The following is a 19,149-nucleotide window of genomic DNA, read 5'->3' on the forward strand; positions in this document are numbered from 1 at the left end:
CGCGAGCCCGCCGGTGCGGACGAGTGAACTGTGTGCCATCCGGGTGCCCGGAGCGCGCGATCCTCTCCGCACAGGGCATGGAAACTGATGGCCGTTCAAAGCGGCCGGCATCCCATCCCTGACTCACCTCGCGGGTGACGCTGGAGGCAATCAATGAACCGATTGGAAGAGGCCGGCGAGGTCGGTCAGCACACGCCGGTCCTCATCGTCGGCGGCTCCCTGGTGGGCCTGTCCACCTCGCTGTTCCTGGGCCGGCTCGGTGTGCCGCACCTGCTGGTCGAACGCCATTCGGGCACCTCGATCCATCCGCGTGGGCGCGGCAACAACGTGCGCACGATGGAGCTGTTCCGGGTGGCCGGGGTGCAGCGGCGCATCGAGGAGGCCGCGTCGGTCCTGGCGGAGAACCACGGCATCATGCAGACCCCGACGCTGGTGGGCGACGCCGGTGAATGGCTGTTCAAGGAGATCGACCCGGGCGGCGGGCTCGCCCGCTTCAGCCCCGGCGCGTGGTGCCTGTGCAGCCAGAACGACCTGGAGCCGGTGCTCCTGAAGAGCGCCCGGGAGCTGGGCGGAGACCTGCGGTTCTCCACCGAGATGCTGTCGTTCGAGCAGGACGTGCACGGGATCACCGCGCAGCTCAAGAGCCGGGAGACGGGCGAGCACAGCACCGTCCGCGCGGACTACCTGGTCGCGGCGGACGGCCCGCGCAGCCCGATCCGCGAGCGGCTCGCCATCGGGCAGAGCGGACCGGGCGACCTGTTCCACAACGTGAGCGTCACGTTCACCTCCCGGGGCCTCGCGGACATCGTCGGCGACCGGCGCTTCATCGTCTGCTACCTGACCAACCCGGAGGCCGACGGGGCGCTCCTGCCGGTCGACAACAAGGAGCACTGGGTCTTCCACGCGCCCTGGCACCCCGAACACGGCGAGACCCTGGAGGAGTTCACCGACGAGCGGTGCGCGGACCACATCCGACGCGCCGTGGGCGTAGCCGATCTCGATGTGCGGATCACCGGCAGGGCCGCCTGGCACGCCGCCGAGCGGGTCGCCGAGCGCTACTCGGACGGCAGGGTGTTCCTGGCCGGCGACTCGGCCCACGAGATGTCCCCCACCGGTGCGTTCGGCTCCAACACCGGTATCCAGGACGCGCACAACCTCGCCTGGAAACTGGCCGCCGTGCTGGACGGCTGGGCCGGTCCCGGACTGCTGAAGTCCTACGACGCCGAGCGCCGCCCGGTCGCGGAGGCGACCAGCGCCCGCGCCTCGTCTCGTTCGGTCGAGCACAGCCACCCCGGGTACATCCCCGCCCCGGGAGCCGCCGGCCCCGGCGGCAAGAAGGGCGGCATCCTCAACGTGGCGCTGGCCTACCGCTATCCGCGTGGCGCGGTCCTGGGCGCCGACCAGTCGGCACCGATCGTCCCCGACGGCCTGCGCCTGACCGGCGAGCCCGGCAGCCGGGCACCGCACATGTGGCTGCACCGCGCCGGCACCCGGGTCTCCACCCTCGACCTGTACGAGCGGTCCATGGTGCTCCTGACCTCGTCGGACAAGTGGCACAGCGCGGCGAAGGACGTCGCCCAGCGGCTGTCCGTCCCGCTCGACGCGTACCGGATCGGCAGCGGCCCCGGCGCGGAGTTCTCCCCCGCGAGCGACACGGACTGGGCGGAGGTGCACGGCGTCACCGAGGACGGGGCGGTGCTGGTCCGCCCTGACGGATTCGTCGCCTGGCGCTCCGAGGGCCCATCGGCGAACCCGGAAACGGCACTGCGGGAGGCTCTCGCGGCGATCCTGGACCGGGGCTGACGGCTCCGGTCACACCGTGATCCCGACGTCCGCGTCGGCAGAGCGCGCCGGTACCCGTTTCCGGCCGAGCCGAGGGTCTCACTCGGAACGGGTACCCGGCCGCCGGTCCTCCTGGCGTGCCCGCCGAGCCTCCTGACCCCCGCTCCACCCCGACACACCCTCCAGGTCCCCGCCGACCACTCCGCGCAGCACCCTCGACTCCGTGTCCTCGAACGCGCCGGTGATGGTGAGGTGGAGGTCGAACGGCAGCAGCGAGGGCAACAGGAACGCCCCCGACTGCTCATCGATACGGCGAGCCCGCCGCACTCCGGGCCACCACAGGGGCCAGTCGTCGACCACGCGCAGCACCGCGAACACCTCGTCCGGCAGGCTTGTCGCCCCCTCGGGGAGGATGCGGCCGCGAGCCTCGACCAAGTGGAAGGACACGTCGTCCATGCTCAGCTCCGGATATGACCTGAGCATCGCAGTTGTGGTGTCGACCAACAGGCAGAGGGAATCATGTGGACACGGCGGGGCAGGCTCGTGTGACAGACGACGGTGGCGAAAAGCCGGCGTGGATCTGCTTCGAGGACGAAACGGTCGTGTCGGCCGTCCGCCGAAGGGTCGCACCTGAGGTCGGCGACACAGCGTCCTCGGCGGGTCCCTTGCCGGGACGGGCCTCGCTGTCGACAGGCTCCTCCACCCATGCTCAACCCCGAAGCCGGAAGGTTCCACGCGAAAAGGGTCCCCGCAGGCTCTCGCCTGCGAAGACCCTTCGCACCGTCGGGACGACAGGATTTGAACCTGCGACCCCTTGACCCCCAGTCAAGTGCGCTACCAAGCTGCGCCACGTCCCGGTGCGTTCACCCGCGGTGTTCCGCGTGATCGTGCAGGTAAACCCTACCGCACGTGAGGGGGCGCCCCCGCACACGTGAAGGTACGGCGGGTGCGGGGGCGCTGGTCACGGCGCGGCGCGAGCCGCGTTCGCCGGACCTACATCTTGCCGTCGGCGAGCTTCCACTCCCGGTGCAGTGTGCCCAGGGGGATGGCGTGCTGGATGACGGGGGTGCCGAAGATGGCCAGCTGGATCTGGAGGGTGCCGCTCAGGTCGAGGCCGCCGTAGAGGGCCCAGGAACCACTCGCCGCGACGTCGGACTTGGCCTCGGAGCCGACCGGGGTGGTCGCGGTGACCGTGCCCGCGGCGTCACCGCGCAGGTAGGGGGCCAGGTCGGCGGTGACGCCCACGGTGCCGTACAGGCCGACGGTGGCCTGTGCGCCGAGGGCCGCCTTCACGCTTCCTGCGGTCGTGACGGACGTACGGACCGGAGAGCTGTCCATGTGGGACTCGTTGACCGGTGTCCAGCCCGCCGCCGTGCCGAAGGTGCCGCCAGCCTTGAAGTCGCCCTTGAGGTCCTGTTCGACGTCGACGGTGACGTTGCCGTCGCCGCTGATCTCGAAGTAGCAGGTCAGGTCGAGGTTCACGACGACGGGGATGGGGCCGACCTGGAGGACGGGGTCGGCGTGCAGCTTCGCGAACGGCAGCCGGACCGGCTTGGTGGAGGCGGCAGCGCGCCCCTTGAGCGCCCACTGCGAGGTCCAGTCGCCGGAGACGCCGAGGTAGGCCGCCCCCGGTCCGGAAGCGGCGGAGCCGGTGGAACCGTTGGAGGCGGTGGAGGCGGTGGAGGCGGTGGAGGCGGTGGAGGCGGTGGAGCTGCCGCCTCCGTAGGAGAAGTCCACCTCGGGCTTGACCTGGACGAAGCCGGACACGGATGCGGCCGCCGAGGCCGGTGCCCCCTCGGCCGTGGCGACCTTCGTCGCGACATCGACCCGCAGGCTGCCGAGCGGGACCTTCGTCCCCTCGGGGCCGGAGTGGATGTCTCCCGTCTTCGCCCAGGAGACCTTCACGTCGGGCAGCAGCCGCTCGACGTCGAAGGAGGCCGGGTCGACCGGGACGGTGCCCTTCGCGTCGTCGTCACCCAGCAGCGTGTCCAGGGTCGTCGGCGCGGTCTGGACCTCGGTGCCGTCGGCCGTCTCACCGATCACCTTGGTGACCTTTGCGAGGAGTCCGTCCGGGGCGCCGGGCGCGGGGGCACTGGCGATGACATCGCCGACGGCGGTGCGGCCCGGCGTCGCGGTGCCCGCGGGGGTCGGGGTCCCGGTCGGGGACGGCGATGAAGTTCCCTTGCCGACGGTGGATATGACGGCTCGTCGGGTGTGACTGTCGTACGACTTCACCTTGAGTGAGGTCTTGCGGGCCTTCCCGCCGGCCGTACCGGGGCGCGCGACGGCGGTCGAGGTGGCCGCCGCGGCGGGGGCGGCGGCGACGGCGAGCGGTTGGTCGCTGTTCGCGGTCGCGGTCGCGGATGCGCCGGAGTCCGGGGTCCGTTCGGCGGCGGAGCTCTGGCCGGGGTCTGCGGAGCAGCCGGCGGCGAGGAAGAGGGCGGAGGCGGCGAGTGCGGGCACGAGGGCGCGCAAGGGCCGCTTGCGGATGCGCAAGATCAGTCCTGAGGGGGGTGGGGGTGGCATGGAATTACCAGCGAGTAACTAGATGTGAGCATGCCATGAAGACGCGAAGCCCTGCTTCACGTTTCCACCCCCTCCAGGGGTGATGTACGCCACGATCACGCGTCGAGAGTGGCCGATGGCCTCACCAACTCATCCGCGTGTCGCGTCAATTGACGGGGCATCACGCATTGGGATCGAACGGGATACCGGCCGGCTTCGCCTTCGCCAGGTGGTAGTCGAAGTTGCCGTCCTTGAGGCCGAAGACGGCACTGCCGAAGTCGTAGGCGCTCAGCTTGTCGCGCAGACCGGCGGGGTAGCCGTTCCAGCCGACCAGGTCCGGGAACTGCCAGGCGTGGTAGTGGTTCTCCGGCGGTTCGTCGTTCGAGTTCGCGGGGCGGAAGCAGTGGGTGCTCAGACCGTCCTTGTGATAGACGACCTTGGGGTGGGTCCCGTCCCAACGGATCTGGTCACGGCCGTAGATGTTGAAGTTGCCGTGGGCGGAGGTGGAGACGTACTGGGCCTCATTGTTCTGCACCCACACCACGACGTGTTCCCAGTCGTTGCGGTGCCCGCCGAGGCCGCTGCCGAGCACGGCCTGGTCCTTCTCGAAGTAGAGGCCGTACATGATGGCGCACCAGCCGTTGTTGCACTTCTCGCGCGAGTAGCCGTTGGTGTTGTCGAGGTCCGAGGCATCGTGGCACTGGCCGTTGAGGGCGCCGGACGGGTTGAGGCCGGGGTTGATCGTCCCGTCGGGACCGATGGCCGGGGTGGGGTAGCAGCCGTCCGTGTCGTAGTCGAAGGCCGGCTGGAAGGTCTGCTCCAGTCCGTCCGCGTTGGCGGGCAGGGCCTGGGGCGGGGCGGCGAGGGCGCTGCCGGGGAAGGCGACTACCAATGCGACCGCACTGCCGAGGATGAGCGAGACCTTGCGGATGCGCGAGCTTCTCTTCACTGCGTCCTCCTGATCGACCGCGATGTGGGGGCGGGTCGGGCACACCCGGTCGAATTGGCATGCCCAGATCACCATTCCCCCTCTCATCGACAACGCAAGCGTCAGGGGGTGTCTGAGTGATGAAAGGCCAACCAACTGACAAGGAGGCGGAGTTGGCAACAGCGCCGCGCCCCGCCGCCGGGGCGTGGGGCACAGGGCGCACGGCGCAGGACGCGCGCGAGGAAGCGGTGTCGCGAGTGCGGCTAGTGCGGCTAGTACGGCTAGTACGGCTAGTACGGCTAGTACGGCTAGTACGACGAGGCCACCCGACGGCAGCGCGGCGGCTGCACCGCGACTGCACCGCGACTGCTGCCCGGGACCTGGACCCGGCGAGCGACCCCGCCCAGGGGGTCTTCCTCAATGGCGCCCCGAGGTTACGGCTGCGCCCCGGACGTCACTTCGGCGCGGCCGACGAGGGCAGCCGCTTGAGCCACCGGGTGGCAAGTGGGTGGGCGAGCGTCGCGGCCAGGATCCCCGCCAGGGCGGTGACACGGTGTGCGTAGTCGGGAAGCAACCGGCTGACGGGTTCGAAGACCAGCGCCTGCACGACCACGAAGGCGGCGGTGGCCGCGAAGAAGCCCCCGGCCGACTCCTTGGTCCACCGCCGCCCCTCCGACGCGGCGATTGCGGACCCCGCCTCCGGGGGTGGCGCGAATGGGTCGGTCACGCTCCCGTTGTACCGGTCACCGATCGGTACGACAAGACGCACGATCGACGGCACCACTCAGCGCCGTCGGACGGACGGACGTACGACGGCTGCACGTGTGGCCGTCCGCGCGAGGCGGCCACACGGGGCGGCCACACGGGGCGGCCACACGGGGCGGCCACAGAGGCGCCCTCATCTGCGGGTCTCGGGCCCCCAGTACTCCGGGCCGACACCGCGCCAGTCGATGAGGGGGGACACCGCCGCGGTCACGGGGTCCACGTCAAGACCCGCGCGTCGCAGGAATTCGGACAGGTCCTCCAGGTTGTAGGCCAACCCGAGGTTCTCGCCGTGCACTCGGACTCGGCGGCCACCGGTGTCACTCGGCGGAGCCACGATGACAGGCAACGGTTCGGACATGGATCCAGCCTCGCCTCTCCGGTCCCGGCCTGCATCCCGGCCCTGGAAGTGTGGGTACGTCATACCCGAATTCAAGCACGTGTTCGATTTCCAGCGCACGGCCACCCGCCACTCGTGTGACGTTCAGCGATGGGCGGCCCTGCTCGGCGCCCGGTTGACCGCTGCGGCTACCCTCCCCCCATGGAGCAGGAGCACCCCCTCGTTCGCGATGTCTTCCCGGACCTCGTCGCCGAACTGGCCACCCTCCTGGAGGAGGAAGGGGAACGCGAGCTGGCCATCTGCGTACGGGATGTCCGCCTGGTGGGTGAGTGCGGCTGCGGTGACGACTTCTGCCAGAGCATCCGGACGGCAGATCATCCGCAGGGGAAGCCCTTCGGCCCGGGTCATCGGTGTGTACCGCTCATGCCCTCGAAAGGCATGCTGATCCTGGACGTCGTGGACGGCCGGATCATGTACATCGAGATCATTGATCGACCGCCCATGCACCGCCGGACGGCCCGGTCCTGACCGAAGCGGCCGGGCGTCGCCGAGCAGCCGGTGGTCACACCCCGGCGTCGGGAGCCTTGATGATCTTGCCGTTCTCGTCGATGGTGTGGGTGCTCCAGTAGGTGTCCCACTTGTCGCCGACGTGCTGGGGGACCTTCCCTTCGGGATAGCGGACGTACCCCTTCGGCGGCTCGTCACCGTTGGACACGCAGGTGCCGCCGGTGCTGCCCACCGCCATGACCGGGTACTCGCCACCACCGCAGCTCGCGTCCTCGGCGGAGCAGCCGGTCAGCATCGCGAGGGTCACGCAGGCCAGCGCGAGGCCCAGGGCGGACCGCGCCGGGCCACTGCTGATCACGGACGACGGGCGGTGAACTCGGCTTGTCATACGCACGATGACTCCCTTTGGACGGCTTGTGGCACCAGCCTGCGGGAAGCAAGAAAATCGATCATGAGTACGCGTACTCGGATGCGGTGGGCCGTCCTACCCGATTCCGCGTAGGCACGAGGGTGGCCGGCCCCGCCCGACCGAGCCGCCCTCAGTCCGGGTCGGCGATTCGGTTGAGCCACTCCTCCATGAGGCCGCGTTCCGGTGCCGTCAGCGCGTCGGTCTGCGGGAGTACGGCCCGGAGGGTGACGGCGGCCGCGACGGGCCCGGGTGCGGGCGCGGCAGGGGCGTCCGTGGCGATCGCCGCGATGACCGCCTCGCGGGCGGTGCGGGACAGCTCCGGGTCGCGGCGGTCTTCGGGGGTGGCGATGAGCGTGAGCGTCGTACCGCAGCCGGCCGCGTGGACGAGGTCCGCGGCGCGGTCCTCGGGGACGCGCAGCCGGCCCGCCTCGGCGACGCGCCGTATGTGCTCGGCGAGGACCCCGAAGGCGGCGAGCGCCGCAGGCGAGGGCGTGCCGGGGCGGTACCGGCCGTACATCAGGGTGTACAGCGCCGGGTTGGCCAGGCCGAGGCCGACGTGCAGATCCCAGCCGGCGCGAAGGTCCTCGACCGGGTCATCGGTGGGTTTCCGGGCGGTCTTGCTGGTCAGGTACGCGGTGAAGCCGTGGGCGACGACCGCGTCGAGCAGGCCCTCTTTGTCGCCGAAGAGCCGATAGATGGTCGGTGGCTGCACGCCCGCCGCGGCGCTCACCGCCCGGGTGGAGACCGCGTCCGGCCCGCCTTCGGCCAGCAGCCGGGCGGCGGCCACGACGATGCGTTCACGGTGCCCGTCCGCCGCGGTGACGTCCTCACTCTCCATGATTCCGACGATAACAGAATCCTGTTACCGATGAGAATTTCCAGTGGTACCGTCATCACGTTATCGATGGAAACAGGGAAGAGGTTGTCATGATCATCGTCACCGGCGCCAACGGCGCACTCGGCCGGCTGATCACCGAGCGGCTGCTGGAGCGCGTCCCCTCCGAGCGGATCGGCGTCAGTGTGCGCGACCCGGGGAAGGCAGGAGAGCTCGAAGACCGGGGCGTGCGCGTCCGCCAGGGCGACTTCGGCGACCCCGCGAGCCTCGCGGACGCCTTCGAGGGCGCCCAGCAGGTCCTCGTCGTGTCGACGGACAGCACCGGCGTGGATGCCGTCCACCACCACCGCACCGCCATCGAGGCCGCGGCGGCAGCCGGAGCCAAGCGCATCCTCTACACCAGCCACATGGGCTCGGACCCGTCCTCCCCCTTCGCTCCGATGCGCGACCACGCCGCCACCGAGGCGGCGCTCCGGGAGTCCGGGGTCCCCTTCACCTCGCTGCGCAACGGCTTCTACGCCTCCTCAGCCGTGATGCTGCTGGGCCACGCGCTCGAGACGGGCGAGTTGGCCGCGCCGGAGGACGGACCGGTCGCCTGGACGGCCCACGCCGACCTCGCCGAGGCGGCGGCGCTCGTGCTCACCGGCGAGGGCCTCGACGGGACGACACCCGCGCTCACCGGCCCCGAGTCGCTCGACCTGGCGGATATCGCGGCGATCGCCACGCGGCTCACGGGCCGCGAAGTCCGCCGGGTGGTCGTCTCCGACGCCGACTACCGCGCGAGCCTGCTCGCCCGCGGTCTGCCCGAGGCCGGCGCCGACCTGCTCCTCGGCCTGTTCGCCGCGAGCCGACAGGGACGGTTCACTCCGGCCGACCCCACGCTGGGCCGCCTGCTCGGCCGCCCCACGACGGCCTTGGCGGACGTCCTGAAGACAACGATCACGCCGACCGGCTGACGTCCGGGTTCCCCGTCGGTCGCAGCGGACGACGGCCTCGTCCGCCGTGCGGACGGACCCGCGGCGTTCAGGCGCGTGTCCGCCAGCCGTGGTCGACCGGTCCGAGGCCCGAGCCCAGGGCGAATCCCGCCGCGATCGCGCCGGTGACGTACTCCTTCGCCAGCCGCACCGCCTCCGGCACCGCCCGCCCCTGCGCCAGCCCCACCGCGATGGCCGAGGCCAGGGTGCAACCGGTGCCGTGCGTATGGCGGTTGTCGTGGCGCGGGGCCCGGAACCAGTGCTGTTCGGTGCCGTCGGTCAGCAGGTCGACGGCCTCGCCGGGCAGGTGGCCGCCCTTCACCAGGACCCAGCGTGGCCCGTACGACAGCAGTTGTTCCGCGGCCCGGCACATGTCCCGCTCACCGGTGGCCTTGATCCCGGTCAGCTCGGCGGTCTCGTCGAGATTCGGGGTGGCCACCGTCGCCAGCGGCAGCAGGGCGGTCCGTACGGCGTCCAGCGCGTCGTCCGCCAGCAGCCGGTCGCCGTGCTTGGAGACGCTCACCGGGTCCACCACCACGGGCGCGCCGACGTCCGAGAGCAGTTCGGCCACGGTCTCGACGAGCAGGGGCGAGGCGAGCATGCCGGTCTTCACGGCCTGCACACCGATGTCGTCCACGACGCTGCGGTACTGCGCGCGCACCGCCTCGGCGGGAAGCTCCCAGGCTCCCTGTACGCCGAGGGAGTTCTGCGCGGTGACGGCGGTGAGCACGCTCATCCCGTGCGCGCCCAGCGCGAGCATGGTCTTCAGGTCGGCCTGGATGCCGGCGCCGCCCCCGGAGTCCGATCCGGCGATGGTCAGGACGCGGGGCGGGGCGGTCGGCTTGTTCGCGGGCATGGTGGGTGTCACTCCGTACGAAGGGGGTGAGAGGGGGCGGGGTCAGCGGCGCAGGCGCAGGCGCAGCGGGGCGTAGACCAGCAGGGCCGCGACGAATGCCACCCCGTAGGCGGTGTCGGCGCCGTGCAGGGCATGCGCGACGGGGCCGACGTACAGGCTGGTGCTCATGAACGGCACCGCGGCGGCGAAGGCGGCGACGAACGCCACGAGCGCGGGCCAGCACGGACGCGGGCGGGCGCTCTCGGCGGCCAGGTCGACGGGTGCGCCGCCGCGGGCCCTGGCCCGGGCGAGCCAGTCGACGGCGACGATCGCGACGAACCCGGGAATCCAGTAGCCGACGAACAGCAGGACGTTCTGGAAGCGGGCCGTGGTGTCGGCGGCGTGCATCCACAGCACGAGCGGGAAGCCCAGGACGGCGGCCAGCGCGGCGGCGGCCGGGCGCGGCAGCCGTACGCCCATGGTCTGCAGGGCGAGCGAGCCGCTGTAGTCGTTCATGGCGTTGCTGCTCAGTGCGGCGAGCGCCACGGCGAGCAGGCCGAACGCGCCGAGGGCGCCCCCGCCGAGCAGGGTGTCGACGCCGCGGGCGGTCTGGTCGGTGAAGACGGCCGCGCCCCACAGTCCGAGCGCCTGGACGGCCACGAAGGACACGCTGACGCCGGCCAGGGTGTACCAGAACATGCGCGGGCGGGACGCCGTGCGCGGCAGATAGCGGCTGAAGTCGCTCGCGTACGGGGCCCACGACAGCGCAAGGCTGAGCGCGATGGTGCAGGTCAGGATGAAGGCCCCGGCCCGGTCGGCGCCGTGGGCGGTTGCGGCGGGGGTGGTGTGGGCGCCGCTCAGGAGCTTCACGGTCAGGGCCACGAACGCGGCGGCGAGCGCGAAGGTCATCACGCTCTGGAGCCGGTGGATCGCCTCGTAGCCGAGGACGCCGAGCGCCCCCTGCGCCGCCATCATGACGAGCACGCCCAGCCAGAACGGCCAGCCGCACAGCTGGGCCAGCGCGTCCCCGCCGAAGAGGCCGATCAGCGCGTCCCAGGCGATGGACGACAGCCACTGCAGGGCGCCGGGGACGACCACGGCCCGGCCGAACGCGAGTCGGGCGAGCGGCAGCTGTCCGGCGCCGGTCTGGCTCCCCCAGGTGCCGAGGTACGCGGTCGGTACCGCCCCCAGGAGGGTGCCCAGCACGACGGCGGCGAGCGCGGTGGAGAAGTCCAGGCCGAGCGCGATGCCGACGGTGCCGGTGAACACGCCGGTCATGGTCAGGTTGGGGGCGAACCACACGGTGAACAGACGGCCGGGGCCGCCGTAGCGGTGGTCCTCCGGGACCGGGGCGATTCCACGCGCCTCGACGTGCAGGTCCCCCGGGGCGGTGGGCATCCGCCCGTCGAAAACGCCCTGCGGGCCTCCTACGGCCACCTCGCCGCGAGCGTTACGGGCATACGGCAACGACATGAGACATCCCTCCGCCAGTCCTAACTGGTTCAGGTTCGACGGGTGTGATCTCAGCCCTCGTGCGGGGCACCCCGTGTCCGGTTCGGCGCTCAGGATAGCCCGGCGGGCGCGGTATGCCCCAGGGGGAGGGGTCCGCACGGCACCGCTGCTACGCGTCGACGCTCGGCTCCCCGCCCTCGTACGCCGCCGTCAGCAGCGCCAGCACACCGCCCAGGGTGACCTCGCGCGGGTTCGGATACGTCTGTGCGACGGCCTGTTCGGCGGCCACCGCCAGATCGGTCTTCTTGAGGCCGAGTTCGGCGAGGCTCCGGGGAGCGCCGAGGTCCCCGGCCAGCGCCCGCAGGGCATGGGGGACGTCGTCGGTGCCGCCCAGGGCGCGCGAGAGCGCGGTGATCGCCCGGGGCACGGCGGGCGCGTTGTAGGCGAGGGCGTACGGGAGGACCACCGTGTGCGTCTCGGCGTGCGGCAGGCCGAAGGCGCCGCCGAGGACGTGGCACAGCTTGTGGTGCAGGCCCATGGTGGTGGCGCCGAGACAGGCGCCGCAGAGCCAGGCGCCGTACAGGGCCCGGCCGCGCGCGTCGAGGTCGCCGGGGGCGGCGGCCACCAGCGGCAGGGCCCCTGTCATCGCCCGTACGCCCTCCTCGGCCATGAGCGAGACGAGGGGCGAGGCGTCGGGCGCGTAGAGGGCCTCGACGGCGTGGGCGAGCGCGTTGACGCCGCTGGTGACGGTGAGGGGCACGGGGAGCGAGAGGGTGAGCTCGGGGTCGTAGACGACGCTGCGGGGCTGGACGGCGGGGTCGCGTCCGGTGCGCTTGGCGCCGTGCTCGGTGAGTCCCCAGACCGGGGTCATCTCGGAGCCGGAGTAGGTGGAGGGCACGGCGATCAGGGGCAGGCCGGTGCGCAGCGCGATCGCCTTGCCGAGGCCGATCGCCGAGCCGCCGCCGACCGCGACACACCCGTCGGCGCCGACCGCGCGCGCCGCCTCGACGGCCCGGTCGGCGACCTCTACGGGTACGTGCATCCGGGCCTCGGCGTGCAGCCCCGCGCAGGCGTCGCCCAGGGCGTCCGCGACCGCGCGTGCCGTGTCCTCGCCCCTGCCGCCGCAGACCACCAGCACCCTGCGCAGCCCGAGCCGGGCGGCCTCGTCGGGGGTCGCGGAGACGGCGGCGCCGGGCCGGAAGACGATCCGCGCGGGCTGGGTCTCGTACGAGAAGTCGAGCGGGGTGTTCATGTCGGTCATGGTGCTCATTCCGGTTCCAGTACGAGGTCGAAGCGGGCGTGGCGGAAGGGGTTCGGGACGCCGAACTCCCCCGCCAGGGACGGGTCGTCGGTCTCCGTGAAGTCCTGGACCAGGCTCTTCTTGACCGCGAACACCGCGTCGGAGTCGAGGTAGTCGCTGCCCGCGACGAAGATGTGCGTGGTGACCGGGGCGTGGCCCTCGGCCGAGGCGATGAAGTGGATGTGGGCGGGGCGGTAGGGGTGCCGGGCCGTGGCGCGCAGCAGTTCACCGACCGGGCCGTCGGTGGGGATCGGGTACGGGCTCGGTAGGCAGGTGCGGAACCAGAAGTGGCCCTCGGCGTCGGCCGTGAACAGTCCCCGCCCGTTGCCGGCCGGCTGGACGTCCGGCTGCTGGACGTCGTAGTAGCCCTCGGAGTCGGCCTGCCACACGTCGAGGACCGCGCCCGGCAGCGGGGTGCCGCCCTTGCCCAGGACCCGGCCGCTGACCACGCACGGCTCGCCCCTGCCCACCAGGTCGAGGTTCGCGCCGAGCGCGCGGATCGGCGATCTGGTCAGGTGGAACGGGCCGAGGACCGTCGACTCGGTGGCACCCGGGTCCCGGTGGCCGCCCAGCGTCTCCACGAGCATCGAGACGCCGAGCACGTCCGACAGCAGGATGAACTCCTGGCGGGTGTCGGTGCACTGCTGCCCGGTCGCGGTCAGGAATCCGATCGCGCGTTCCCATTCCGCCATCGTCGGCTCCGTCTCGCGCACGAAGTCGTGCAGATGGCGGGTGAGCGCGCCGAGCAGTTCACGCAGACGGGGATCGGCCGTGCCCCGCACGCTGTCGACGACGGCGTCGGTGATGCCGTGCGTGAAGTCGGTCGTGGCATCGGCCGTCGTCGAGCGGTTCGGTTCGTCTGTCATGCCGCTCCTCGCGGTGCTATCGGGACTGATCGCCGTCGGTGCCCGGGTCCACGAAGTGGAAGCCGGGCTCGGGAAACCTGGCGAACGCCCGGTGGGGCACGGACGAGGTGTAGGCGCCCGCGAGGGAGAACACCACACGGTCGCCGGCCCGCAGCCCCGGCGCCCGGACGTCCCGGACCAGGACGTCCCTGGAGGTGCTCAACTGGCCGGTGAGCGTGACCCGTTCACGGCGCACCACGGGCCGTGGCCAGGAGTAGGGCCACACGTCCACTTCGAGTACGGACCAGGGCTGGTCGGGCCACGGCTGGTCGGGCCTCCTGGACGCCGACGTGCGCAGGTTCACCGCGCCACCGCGGACGACGGCGAAGTCCTCGTGTGCGCCGTGCTCGACGTCCAGCACCTCGCTCGCGTACCAGCCGCAGTACGCGGTCAGCGCGCGACCGGGCTCGATGCTCAGGGTCAGTTCCGGGTGTGCGGCGACGAGTCGGGCCAGTCCCTGGCCGTACGACTGCCAGTCGAAACGGCGTTCGGGGTGCTCGTAGTCCACCGCCATGCCGCCCCCGACGTTCACCTCGGGGAGGCGCAGGCCGTGCCGTGCGGCGAGTTCACCGGTCCAGGCGACGACGCTCTCGGCCACCGCGAGGTGTTCGGGGGCGTGCAGGCCGTTGGCCAAGTGGGCGTAGACGCCGCGTAGTTCGAGGTTCGGGTAGCTGCCGTCGGTGAGCAGGCCGACGATCGTGTCCGCCTGTGCCGGGTCGAGGCCGGAGGTCCTGCGGCTCCGGCCGCCGTCGGCGAACAGATGGTCGGCCACCGGGAGGTTGAAGCGCGGCAGGACCGCCACCCGGCCGTCCGGAGCGTGCCGCTGGGCCAGCCCGGCCAGCATGTACAGCTCGTACTCGCTCTCCACGAGGAAGCGTGTCACGCCCTGCTCCAGCGCGTCCAAGAGCTCCGTCGGGGTCTTGTCCTGGCCGCCGAAGGCCAGTGGGTGGTCCGGCGCCGCCCGGGTGACGTGGGCCAGTTCGCTGTCGGTGGAGACCTTGTAGCCGTCGACGTACGGGGCGAGCGCGGTCAGGATCTCCGGTTCCCGGTTGGCCTGGGTCGCGTAGTACAGCTCGACGCGCTCGGGCAGCGCGGCCCGCACCGACGCGGCGTGTGCGCGCAGTGCCGCCAAGTCGTACACGTAGGCGGGAAGTTCCGTGGGCGGCAGGGTCAGGATGCGATCGCGCACCGCGAGTGAGGGTGTGTTCATGGGGCACTCCGGGTCGTATGGCGCAGGATACCGTCGGCACGCGACGAGGGCGGCGGACGGGGACCGGAGGAGCGTCCCGGCGGACGCAGGCGGTCGGGGACATGACACGTGCCACGGCAGCCGCCGAAATCGACGGGCCCGGATCGACGCGCTCTCCGTGCGGGGCCGGATCGACGCGCTCCCCGTGCGGGGTCGGTCGGCTCCGGCGGGGCACCATGGCGGTACCGACCGAGCGTCCGGTTCGGCGCGGCGGCCGGGAACCGGGAGACCGGCGGCGCCGTGCTCCGGCACGCCGACGCCTCCGCTCGCAGGGCCCGCGCCCTGTGGCATCCCACCATCATGCTGATCCGCGACTCCATACCCGAGGCCCCACACGATCTCTACCCGGTGGGAGATCCTTCGGCACCTCGAGCGGTCGGCGGTGTGGCGGCCCGTCACCCGGACGCGGCGGATCCTGAACCTGGCCGGCGGTGCGGGGGCTGGCTGATGGCTCCTGAACGCGGCGCGGTGCCCGACCCCGGGTCGGGGTCGGGCACCGCGTGTGGGTCGGTCAGCAGGTGGCGGAGGCCGGGAGGCCGCCGTACTGGTCGCCCTTGAGGTAGACGGCGCTCACATAGCCCTCGGCCAGTCGCACCCAGACGTCGTTGACGTAGCCGTTGTCGCGGATGGTCTCGCCATGGGTCCAGCAGGAGGCGCCGCGCGGCTGCCCGGCGGCGACATGCCCGGTGATGTCGGTGGTGGTCGAGGGGCCGGAGCGGACGTTGACGTTCACATACGGCGTGACGGCGTACGGCAGCCCCGCCGCCGCGGCCTGCGCCCCGGCCGCGCCGGTCAGCAGCAGTCCGGTGGCCAGCGCGCCGACGCCCGCCGTGGCGAACGCCTTGGTCCTCATCCTCATGGTCATGCGGTCCTTCCCCGTGGTGGAGTCCGGGCATGTTCCCGGGCCGGGCCGTGCGGCCCGCCCGGTCACGCCCGGGCCCACCCTGCCGGGTCGACGCCCGGGGGCGGAACTTCTTTCGACGACGCTCGAAACGTCCGGCCACGACAGGCCGGTGCGCGTGGGTGGCCCGCGGTTCGAAGCCGGGGCGTCCGTCCGCACGCCCCGCGGCGCGTCGGCCCTGTCGCACAATGGGGCGATGATCGACGGTACTTCGCCGACAACAACCCAACCGCCACCCAGGCTGGTCAAGGACGACGAGCTGACCGGCCATGCCGTGGTGGCCAACAGCACCATGAACCGCGAACGCGTCCTGGCGGGCGTCAACAGCTACGCCCGCGAACTCGGCTTCTCCCCCGCCGAGTTCCTGAACGACCACGGACCCGCCCCGTCCTGGCTGGACCTGTGCAGCGGAGAGGGACTCGCCCTCCGCGAGGCGGCGCGGCGACTCCCCCAGGCCGCCATCACGGGCGTGGACCTGGTAGGCCCGCTGCTGCGGACGGCGCTGGCCGACGGCCTCGAACTCGTCACCGCGGATCTCGGCCGGTGGTCACCGGGCCGCCGCTACGACCTCATCACCTGCGTCCACGGACTGCACTACATCGGCGACCGGCTCACCCTGCTGGAGCGGGCCGCCTCCTGGCTCACCGGCACGGGTCTGCTGGTCGCCCATCTCGATCCCTCGACGCTGCGGCGCCCGGACGGCAGCGACGCGTCCCGCCCGGTCCTGGCGGCACTGCGGGCCGCCGGCTTCCAGTACTCGGCCCGCCACCACCGCCTCAGCCTGCGGGGCGGCCGCCCCGTCACCCTGCCCTTCGCCTACCTCGGCGCCGACCCGCACGCCGGACCCAACTACACCGGTCAGCCGGCCGTCGCCTCGTACTACCGCTGAGCCCCCGGCCGGCCCCGGAAACGAGGAAGAGGCCGTATCGAAATGTCCGATACAACCTCTTACCCGCGACTTCAAAAGTCGGGACGACGGGATTTGAACCTGCGACCGCTTGACCTCCAGGAGACGCGCGTCCAACGGCTGCTGCCGGGTCACGAGGCCGGCTCGCCGGGGCTCGTCACGGCGTGAAACCTTGCGCATGAGCTCGCGGATGGTGTCGTGCCATTGCCAGAATTCGCTGCCGCACCACTGTTCCTCAACCGAAGGCTCACCGGTCTGTCGCCCTCGCGATCGCTGAACCGGTTGCGGAGGGATGTACACGTACGACGAGCAGCCTGCCCAATGCGATCCCCCCGTTCGCGGCCTCCCGAAGTATGCGCACACCGCCGCGCCCGGCAACGAGGCAGCAGACAGGCAAGAAAACGGCATTCCGCACGGGGCGAGAGCGTTCATGCCTCCGCCGGCGCGGACGGCCCACCTACGACAACGCGACGAGGACCGCGGCCGTAAGGTCGAGGCCCTCTGTTCATCAGACGCCGAAGACCTGGAACTCCGAGACCTGTCCGGCCGGCCAGCCGTTGTTGGCGGTGAAGGTGAGTCGTACGTAGCGGGTGGTGACGGTGGAGGGGAGCGTGAGGGTCGCGGTGTTGCCGGTCGTCGGGTCGAAGGTGTAGTCCGCCGGGGCGAGGACTTGGGTGAAGGTGGTGCCGTCCGTGCCGGCCTGGACGGAGATGGTCTGGGTACGGGTGGCCCAGGCGGTGGCCGGGGGGAGGTGGAGGACGATCCGTTCGACCCCGATCGTGGCGCCCAGATCGACCTGGACCCACTGCGGGAAGGCGTTGTTGGCGGACTCCCAGTAGGTGTTGGTGTCGCCGTCGGTCGCGTTGCCCGAGGTGTATGTCTGGGTGTGGCTGCTCTCCGAGGTGGGGCGATGGAGGGCGAGGTTGGTGGTGCTGGAAGGGGGGTCGGTGGTGACGGTGGCCTGGTTGGAGGGCTGCGACACGTTGCCCGCCGCGTCGAGGGCGACGACGTCGAAGGTGTACGCGGTGGACGCGCCGAGTCCGGTGACAGTGAACGAGGCGGCGCTGGTGGTGTCCACCTGTGTGCTGGTCGAGCCGGACACCTGAAGGATCCGGTAGCCGGTCACGCCGACGTCGTCGGTCGACGGGTTCCAGGCCAGCGAGACGGAGTTGCTGGTGTGCCCGGTGACAGTCAGGGCACTCGGCGCGGCGGGCGGTGTGGTGTCACCGCCGGTGGGGACGGTCGGCTGGGTGGGGCGAGTGGCGGTCAGCGCGATCTGGCCCTTGAGCATGCGGCCGCCGTCGCCGGTCAGGCGAAGGTAGTAGTCGGCGGAGCAGGCGGTGCCGTCCTCGTCGAGGGCGAGGAATCCGGAGTTGGTGGGCACCCATGCCTGAGTCTCGGCGGTCTTGGCGATCTGGTTGCCCTCGTTGAACTCGTCGAACATCGAGATGTAGATGCCCTGCACCCCGGCCCGCACCACGTTGTAGAACTGCCGCCACATGAAGTCGCCGTGTACGCGCTGCCGGGCGGAGACGTCGCCGGGCAGGACACAGGGCTGGTAGTCGATGCCGTTGGCGTTGCAGTCGGCCTGGTCGCCGAGCGTGTAGGTGTTGTAGGCGTTGTCGGCCTCGGTCACATTGGCGATGGCGCCGACCATCCACGGCGAGATCATGTTGAAGGCGTGGTAGACGCCCAGATAGCCGGGCCGTGAGCCCCCGGTGCCCGTCCGCCATTCCCGCGGGACTCCGCCGATGACGTAACAGCCCTGGCCCTTGAACCAGTTGATGACGTCGAGGCAGGCGTCGGCGGTGAAGGGGTGGTTGTTGTCGTCGAAGCCGAAGCCCCAGATGCAGACGACCGGCTTGCCGTTCTGCTTCGCGTACGCCGAGGACGCGGTGTGCGCGGACATCTTGTTCGTCCAGTCCGTCTTGATCTCGGACTGCATGTTCGTCCAGTTGGAGACGTCGTACATGATGTAGAACTTCCGCCCGTACGACTCGGCGGCGCTCCGCACCTTGGTCGCCATGGCGTCGCGGGTGGGGCCCTCTCCGCCGGTGGGGTTGAAGCGCTGGAGTGCCGCCGTGTCGATGTTGTTCTGCTGCATCCACAGGAAGTGGGTGTTCACCGTCTGCTGGTCGTACGAGGAGAACAGCTTTGCGGGCCGGCCGTTGCCCAGGCCGGCGTACGACGTCTGGTACGTGTTGGTGTAGTCACGCACATCGGGCCAGCAACTGATGCCGGTGTTGGACGGGGACGGCGGTTGGCCCCAGTTCTGGGTCCAGTGCCACCAGCCGTTGATGGGCGCGCCGTCGCCGATGCAGGCGAACCAGCCCTGGTAGCCGACGCTGATCTTGCCGACCACGTCGCCCGGCGGGCTGGCCGCTGCCGCGCTCTGGGAGAGTACGGTCTCGGTCGCTCCGACGGTTCCCACCGCGGTGGCCGCGATCGCGGCCCGTAAGAAGACTCTGCGTGTGACACCCATCTGGACTCCTCTGGACTCCGCTTCGGTGGTCGGTGCCGCCGAGCGCGCTCGCGCTCGGCGGCACCCTCGGGTCGGA

At 71.4% G+C, this 19,149-nt stretch carries 18 protein-coding genes, 1 tRNA gene and 1 riboswitch; of the genes, 4 read left to right on the forward strand and 15 right to left on the reverse strand.

All coding sequences use genetic code 11. The features are described 5' to 3' along the window. Positions 1–153: 153 nt before the first annotated feature. On the forward strand, positions 154–1,803 hold the full coding sequence (locus SMIR_RS00390) for an FAD-dependent oxidoreductase (protein ID WP_168498358.1): 1,650 nt from the start codon (positions 154–156) through the stop codon (positions 1,801–1,803). Between the two features lie 78 nt (positions 1,804–1,881). On the opposite strand, the gene SMIR_RS00395 is transcribed toward SMIR_RS00390, so the two are convergent. The 6 genes from SMIR_RS00395 to SMIR_RS00420 form a co-directional block, all read right to left on the reverse strand. Further along, positions 1,882–2,238 carry an SRPBCC family protein gene (locus SMIR_RS00395; protein ID WP_212728506.1) on the reverse strand — a complete coding sequence of 119 codons (357 nt, stop codon included), beginning with the start codon at positions 2,236–2,238 and terminating at the stop codon, positions 1,882–1,884. Positions 2,239–2,565: 327 nt separating this feature from the next. Next, a tRNA-Pro gene (locus tag SMIR_RS00400) sits at positions 2,566–2,639 on the reverse strand. Positions 2,640–2,775: 136 nt separating this feature from the next. Beyond that, the gene (locus tag SMIR_RS00405; protein ID WP_249938598.1) at positions 2,776–4,272 is read right to left on the reverse strand and encodes a hypothetical protein; all 1,497 of its coding nucleotides are present in this window, start codon (positions 4,270–4,272) and stop codon (positions 2,776–2,778) included. Positions 4,273–4,468: 196 nt separating this feature from the next. Continuing rightward, positions 4,469–5,236 carry an NPP1 family protein gene (locus tag SMIR_RS00410; RefSeq protein WP_168498356.1) on the reverse strand — a complete coding sequence of 256 codons (768 nt, stop codon included), beginning with the start codon at positions 5,234–5,236 and terminating at the stop codon, positions 4,469–4,471. A 433-nt stretch (positions 5,237–5,669) separates the two neighbouring features. Continuing rightward, positions 5,670–5,942, reverse strand: coding sequence for a hypothetical protein (locus tag SMIR_RS00415; RefSeq protein WP_168498354.1), 273 nt, complete (start codon positions 5,940–5,942; stop codon positions 5,670–5,672). Positions 5,943–6,113: 171 nt separating this feature from the next. Next, complete coding sequence (locus tag SMIR_RS00420) at positions 6,114–6,338, reverse strand: hypothetical protein (RefSeq protein ID WP_180362196.1); 225 nt, start codon at positions 6,336–6,338, stop codon at positions 6,114–6,116. 180 nt (positions 6,339–6,518) lie between these two features. On the opposite strand from SMIR_RS00420, the gene SMIR_RS00425 reads away from it, so the two are divergent. Next, positions 6,519–6,845: a hypothetical protein gene (locus tag SMIR_RS00425; protein WP_212726289.1), complete on the forward strand. Its 327-nt coding sequence runs from the start codon at positions 6,519–6,521 to the stop codon at positions 6,843–6,845. 34 nt (positions 6,846–6,879) lie between these two features. Here the strand turns inward: SMIR_RS00425 and SMIR_RS00430 are convergent, their stop codons facing one another. Both SMIR_RS00430 and SMIR_RS00435 read right to left on the reverse strand, forming a co-directional pair. Next, positions 6,880–7,212: an SCO0607 family lipoprotein gene (locus SMIR_RS00430; RefSeq protein ID WP_168498350.1), complete on the reverse strand. Its 333-nt coding sequence runs from the start codon at positions 7,210–7,212 to the stop codon at positions 6,880–6,882. A 151-nt stretch (positions 7,213–7,363) separates the two neighbouring features. Next, positions 7,364–8,071, reverse strand: coding sequence for a TetR/AcrR family transcriptional regulator (locus SMIR_RS00435; RefSeq protein WP_168498348.1), 708 nt, complete (start codon positions 8,069–8,071; stop codon positions 7,364–7,366). 89 nt (positions 8,072–8,160) lie between these two features. On the opposite strand from SMIR_RS00435, the gene SMIR_RS00440 reads away from it, so the two are divergent. Further along, complete coding sequence (locus SMIR_RS00440; protein WP_168498346.1) at positions 8,161–9,024, forward strand: NAD(P)H-binding protein; 864 nt, start codon at positions 8,161–8,163, stop codon at positions 9,022–9,024. Between the two features lie 67 nt (positions 9,025–9,091). On the opposite strand, the gene thiD is transcribed toward SMIR_RS00440, so the two are convergent. The 6 genes from thiD to SMIR_RS00470 all read right to left on the reverse strand — a co-directional run bounded on the left by thiD (position 9,092) and on the right by SMIR_RS00470 (position 15,648). Continuing rightward, a complete protein-coding gene (gene thiD, locus SMIR_RS00445; RefSeq protein WP_101402223.1) occupies positions 9,092–9,898 on the reverse strand; it encodes a bifunctional hydroxymethylpyrimidine kinase/phosphomethylpyrimidine kinase in 807 nt (268 codons plus the stop codon). Between the two features lie 42 nt (positions 9,899–9,940). Then, positions 9,941–11,350, reverse strand: coding sequence for a purine-cytosine permease family protein (locus SMIR_RS00450; RefSeq protein ID WP_168498344.1), 1,410 nt, complete (start codon positions 11,348–11,350; stop codon positions 9,941–9,943). Next, positions 11,340–11,434, reverse strand: a riboswitch (TPP riboswitch). (Overlaps the previous gene by 11 nt.) Positions 11,435–11,498: 64 nt before the next feature. Then, on the reverse strand, positions 11,499–12,581 hold the full coding sequence (locus tag SMIR_RS00455; protein WP_168501479.1) for a maleylacetate reductase: 1,083 nt from the start codon (positions 12,579–12,581) through the stop codon (positions 11,499–11,501). 14 nt (positions 12,582–12,595) lie between these two features. Continuing rightward, entirely contained in the window at positions 12,596–13,495 is a 900-nt protein-coding gene (locus tag SMIR_RS00460; RefSeq protein ID WP_168498342.1) for a dioxygenase family protein, read from the reverse strand. Between the two features lie 16 nt (positions 13,496–13,511). Then, complete coding sequence (locus SMIR_RS00465) at positions 13,512–14,744, reverse strand: alanine racemase (protein WP_168498340.1); 1,233 nt, start codon at positions 14,742–14,744, stop codon at positions 13,512–13,514. A gap of 550 nt (positions 14,745–15,294) precedes the next feature. After that, a complete protein-coding gene (locus tag SMIR_RS00470) occupies positions 15,295–15,648 on the reverse strand; it encodes an SH3 domain-containing protein (protein WP_249938306.1) in 354 nt (117 codons plus the stop codon). Between the two features lie 232 nt (positions 15,649–15,880). Here SMIR_RS00470 and SMIR_RS00475 point away from each other — a divergent pair, with 232 nt between their 5' ends. Further along, complete coding sequence (locus SMIR_RS00475) at positions 15,881–16,573, forward strand: class I SAM-dependent methyltransferase (RefSeq protein ID WP_212726290.1); 693 nt, start codon at positions 15,881–15,883, stop codon at positions 16,571–16,573. A gap of 526 nt (positions 16,574–17,099) precedes the next feature. On the opposite strand, the gene SMIR_RS00480 is transcribed toward SMIR_RS00475, so the two are convergent. After that, positions 17,100–19,073 carry a discoidin domain-containing protein gene (locus SMIR_RS00480; protein ID WP_168498337.1) on the reverse strand — a complete coding sequence of 658 codons (1,974 nt, stop codon included), beginning with the start codon at positions 19,071–19,073 and terminating at the stop codon, positions 17,100–17,102. Positions 19,074–19,149: the final 76 nt, after the last annotated feature.

It is taken from the genome of Streptomyces mirabilis (genome assembly GCF_018310535.1).
Taxonomy (GTDB): domain Bacteria; phylum Actinomycetota; class Actinomycetes; order Streptomycetales; family Streptomycetaceae; genus Streptomyces.

Coding starts and splice junctions, on each gene's coding strand:
- SMIR_RS00395 (WP_212728506.1), bottom strand. CDS start 2,238: ATGGACGACGTGTCCTTCCACTTGGTCGAGGCTCGCGGCCGCATCCTC.
- SMIR_RS00465 (WP_168498340.1), bottom strand. CDS start 14,744: ATGAACACACCCTCACTCGCGGTGCGCGATCGCATCCTGACCCTGCCG.
- SMIR_RS00390 (WP_168498358.1), top strand. CDS start 154: ATGAACCGATTGGAAGAGGCCGGCGAGGTCGGTCAGCACACGCCGGTC.
- SMIR_RS00435 (WP_168498348.1), bottom strand. CDS start 8,071: ATGGAGAGTGAGGACGTCACCGCGGCGGACGGGCACCGTGAACGCATC.
- SMIR_RS00450 (WP_168498344.1), bottom strand. CDS start 11,350: ATGTCGTTGCCGTATGCCCGTAACGCTCGCGGCGAGGTGGCCGTAGGA.
- SMIR_RS00440 (WP_168498346.1), top strand. CDS start 8,161: ATGATCATCGTCACCGGCGCCAACGGCGCACTCGGCCGGCTGATCACC.
- thiD (WP_101402223.1), bottom strand. CDS start 9,898: ATGCCCGCGAACAAGCCGACCGCCCCGCCCCGCGTCCTGACCATCGCC.
- SMIR_RS00430 (WP_168498350.1), bottom strand. CDS start 7,212: ATGACAAGCCGAGTTCACCGCCCGTCGTCCGTGATCAGCAGTGGCCCG.
- SMIR_RS00480 (WP_168498337.1), bottom strand. CDS start 19,073: ATGGGTGTCACACGCAGAGTCTTCTTACGGGCCGCGATCGCGGCCACC.
- SMIR_RS00475 (WP_212726290.1), top strand. CDS start 15,881: ATGATCGACGGTACTTCGCCGACAACAACCCAACCGCCACCCAGGCTG.
- SMIR_RS00460 (WP_168498342.1), bottom strand. CDS start 13,495: ATGACAGACGAACCGAACCGCTCGACGACGGCCGATGCCACGACCGAC.
- SMIR_RS00470 (WP_249938306.1), bottom strand. CDS start 15,648: ATGACCATGAGGATGAGGACCAAGGCGTTCGCCACGGCGGGCGTCGGC.
- SMIR_RS00455 (WP_168501479.1), bottom strand. CDS start 12,581: ATGAACACCCCGCTCGACTTCTCGTACGAGACCCAGCCCGCGCGGATC.
- SMIR_RS00420 (WP_180362196.1), bottom strand. CDS start 6,338: ATGTCCGAACCGTTGCCTGTCATCGTGGCTCCGCCGAGTGACACCGGT.
- SMIR_RS00425 (WP_212726289.1), top strand. CDS start 6,519: ATGGAGCAGGAGCACCCCCTCGTTCGCGATGTCTTCCCGGACCTCGTC.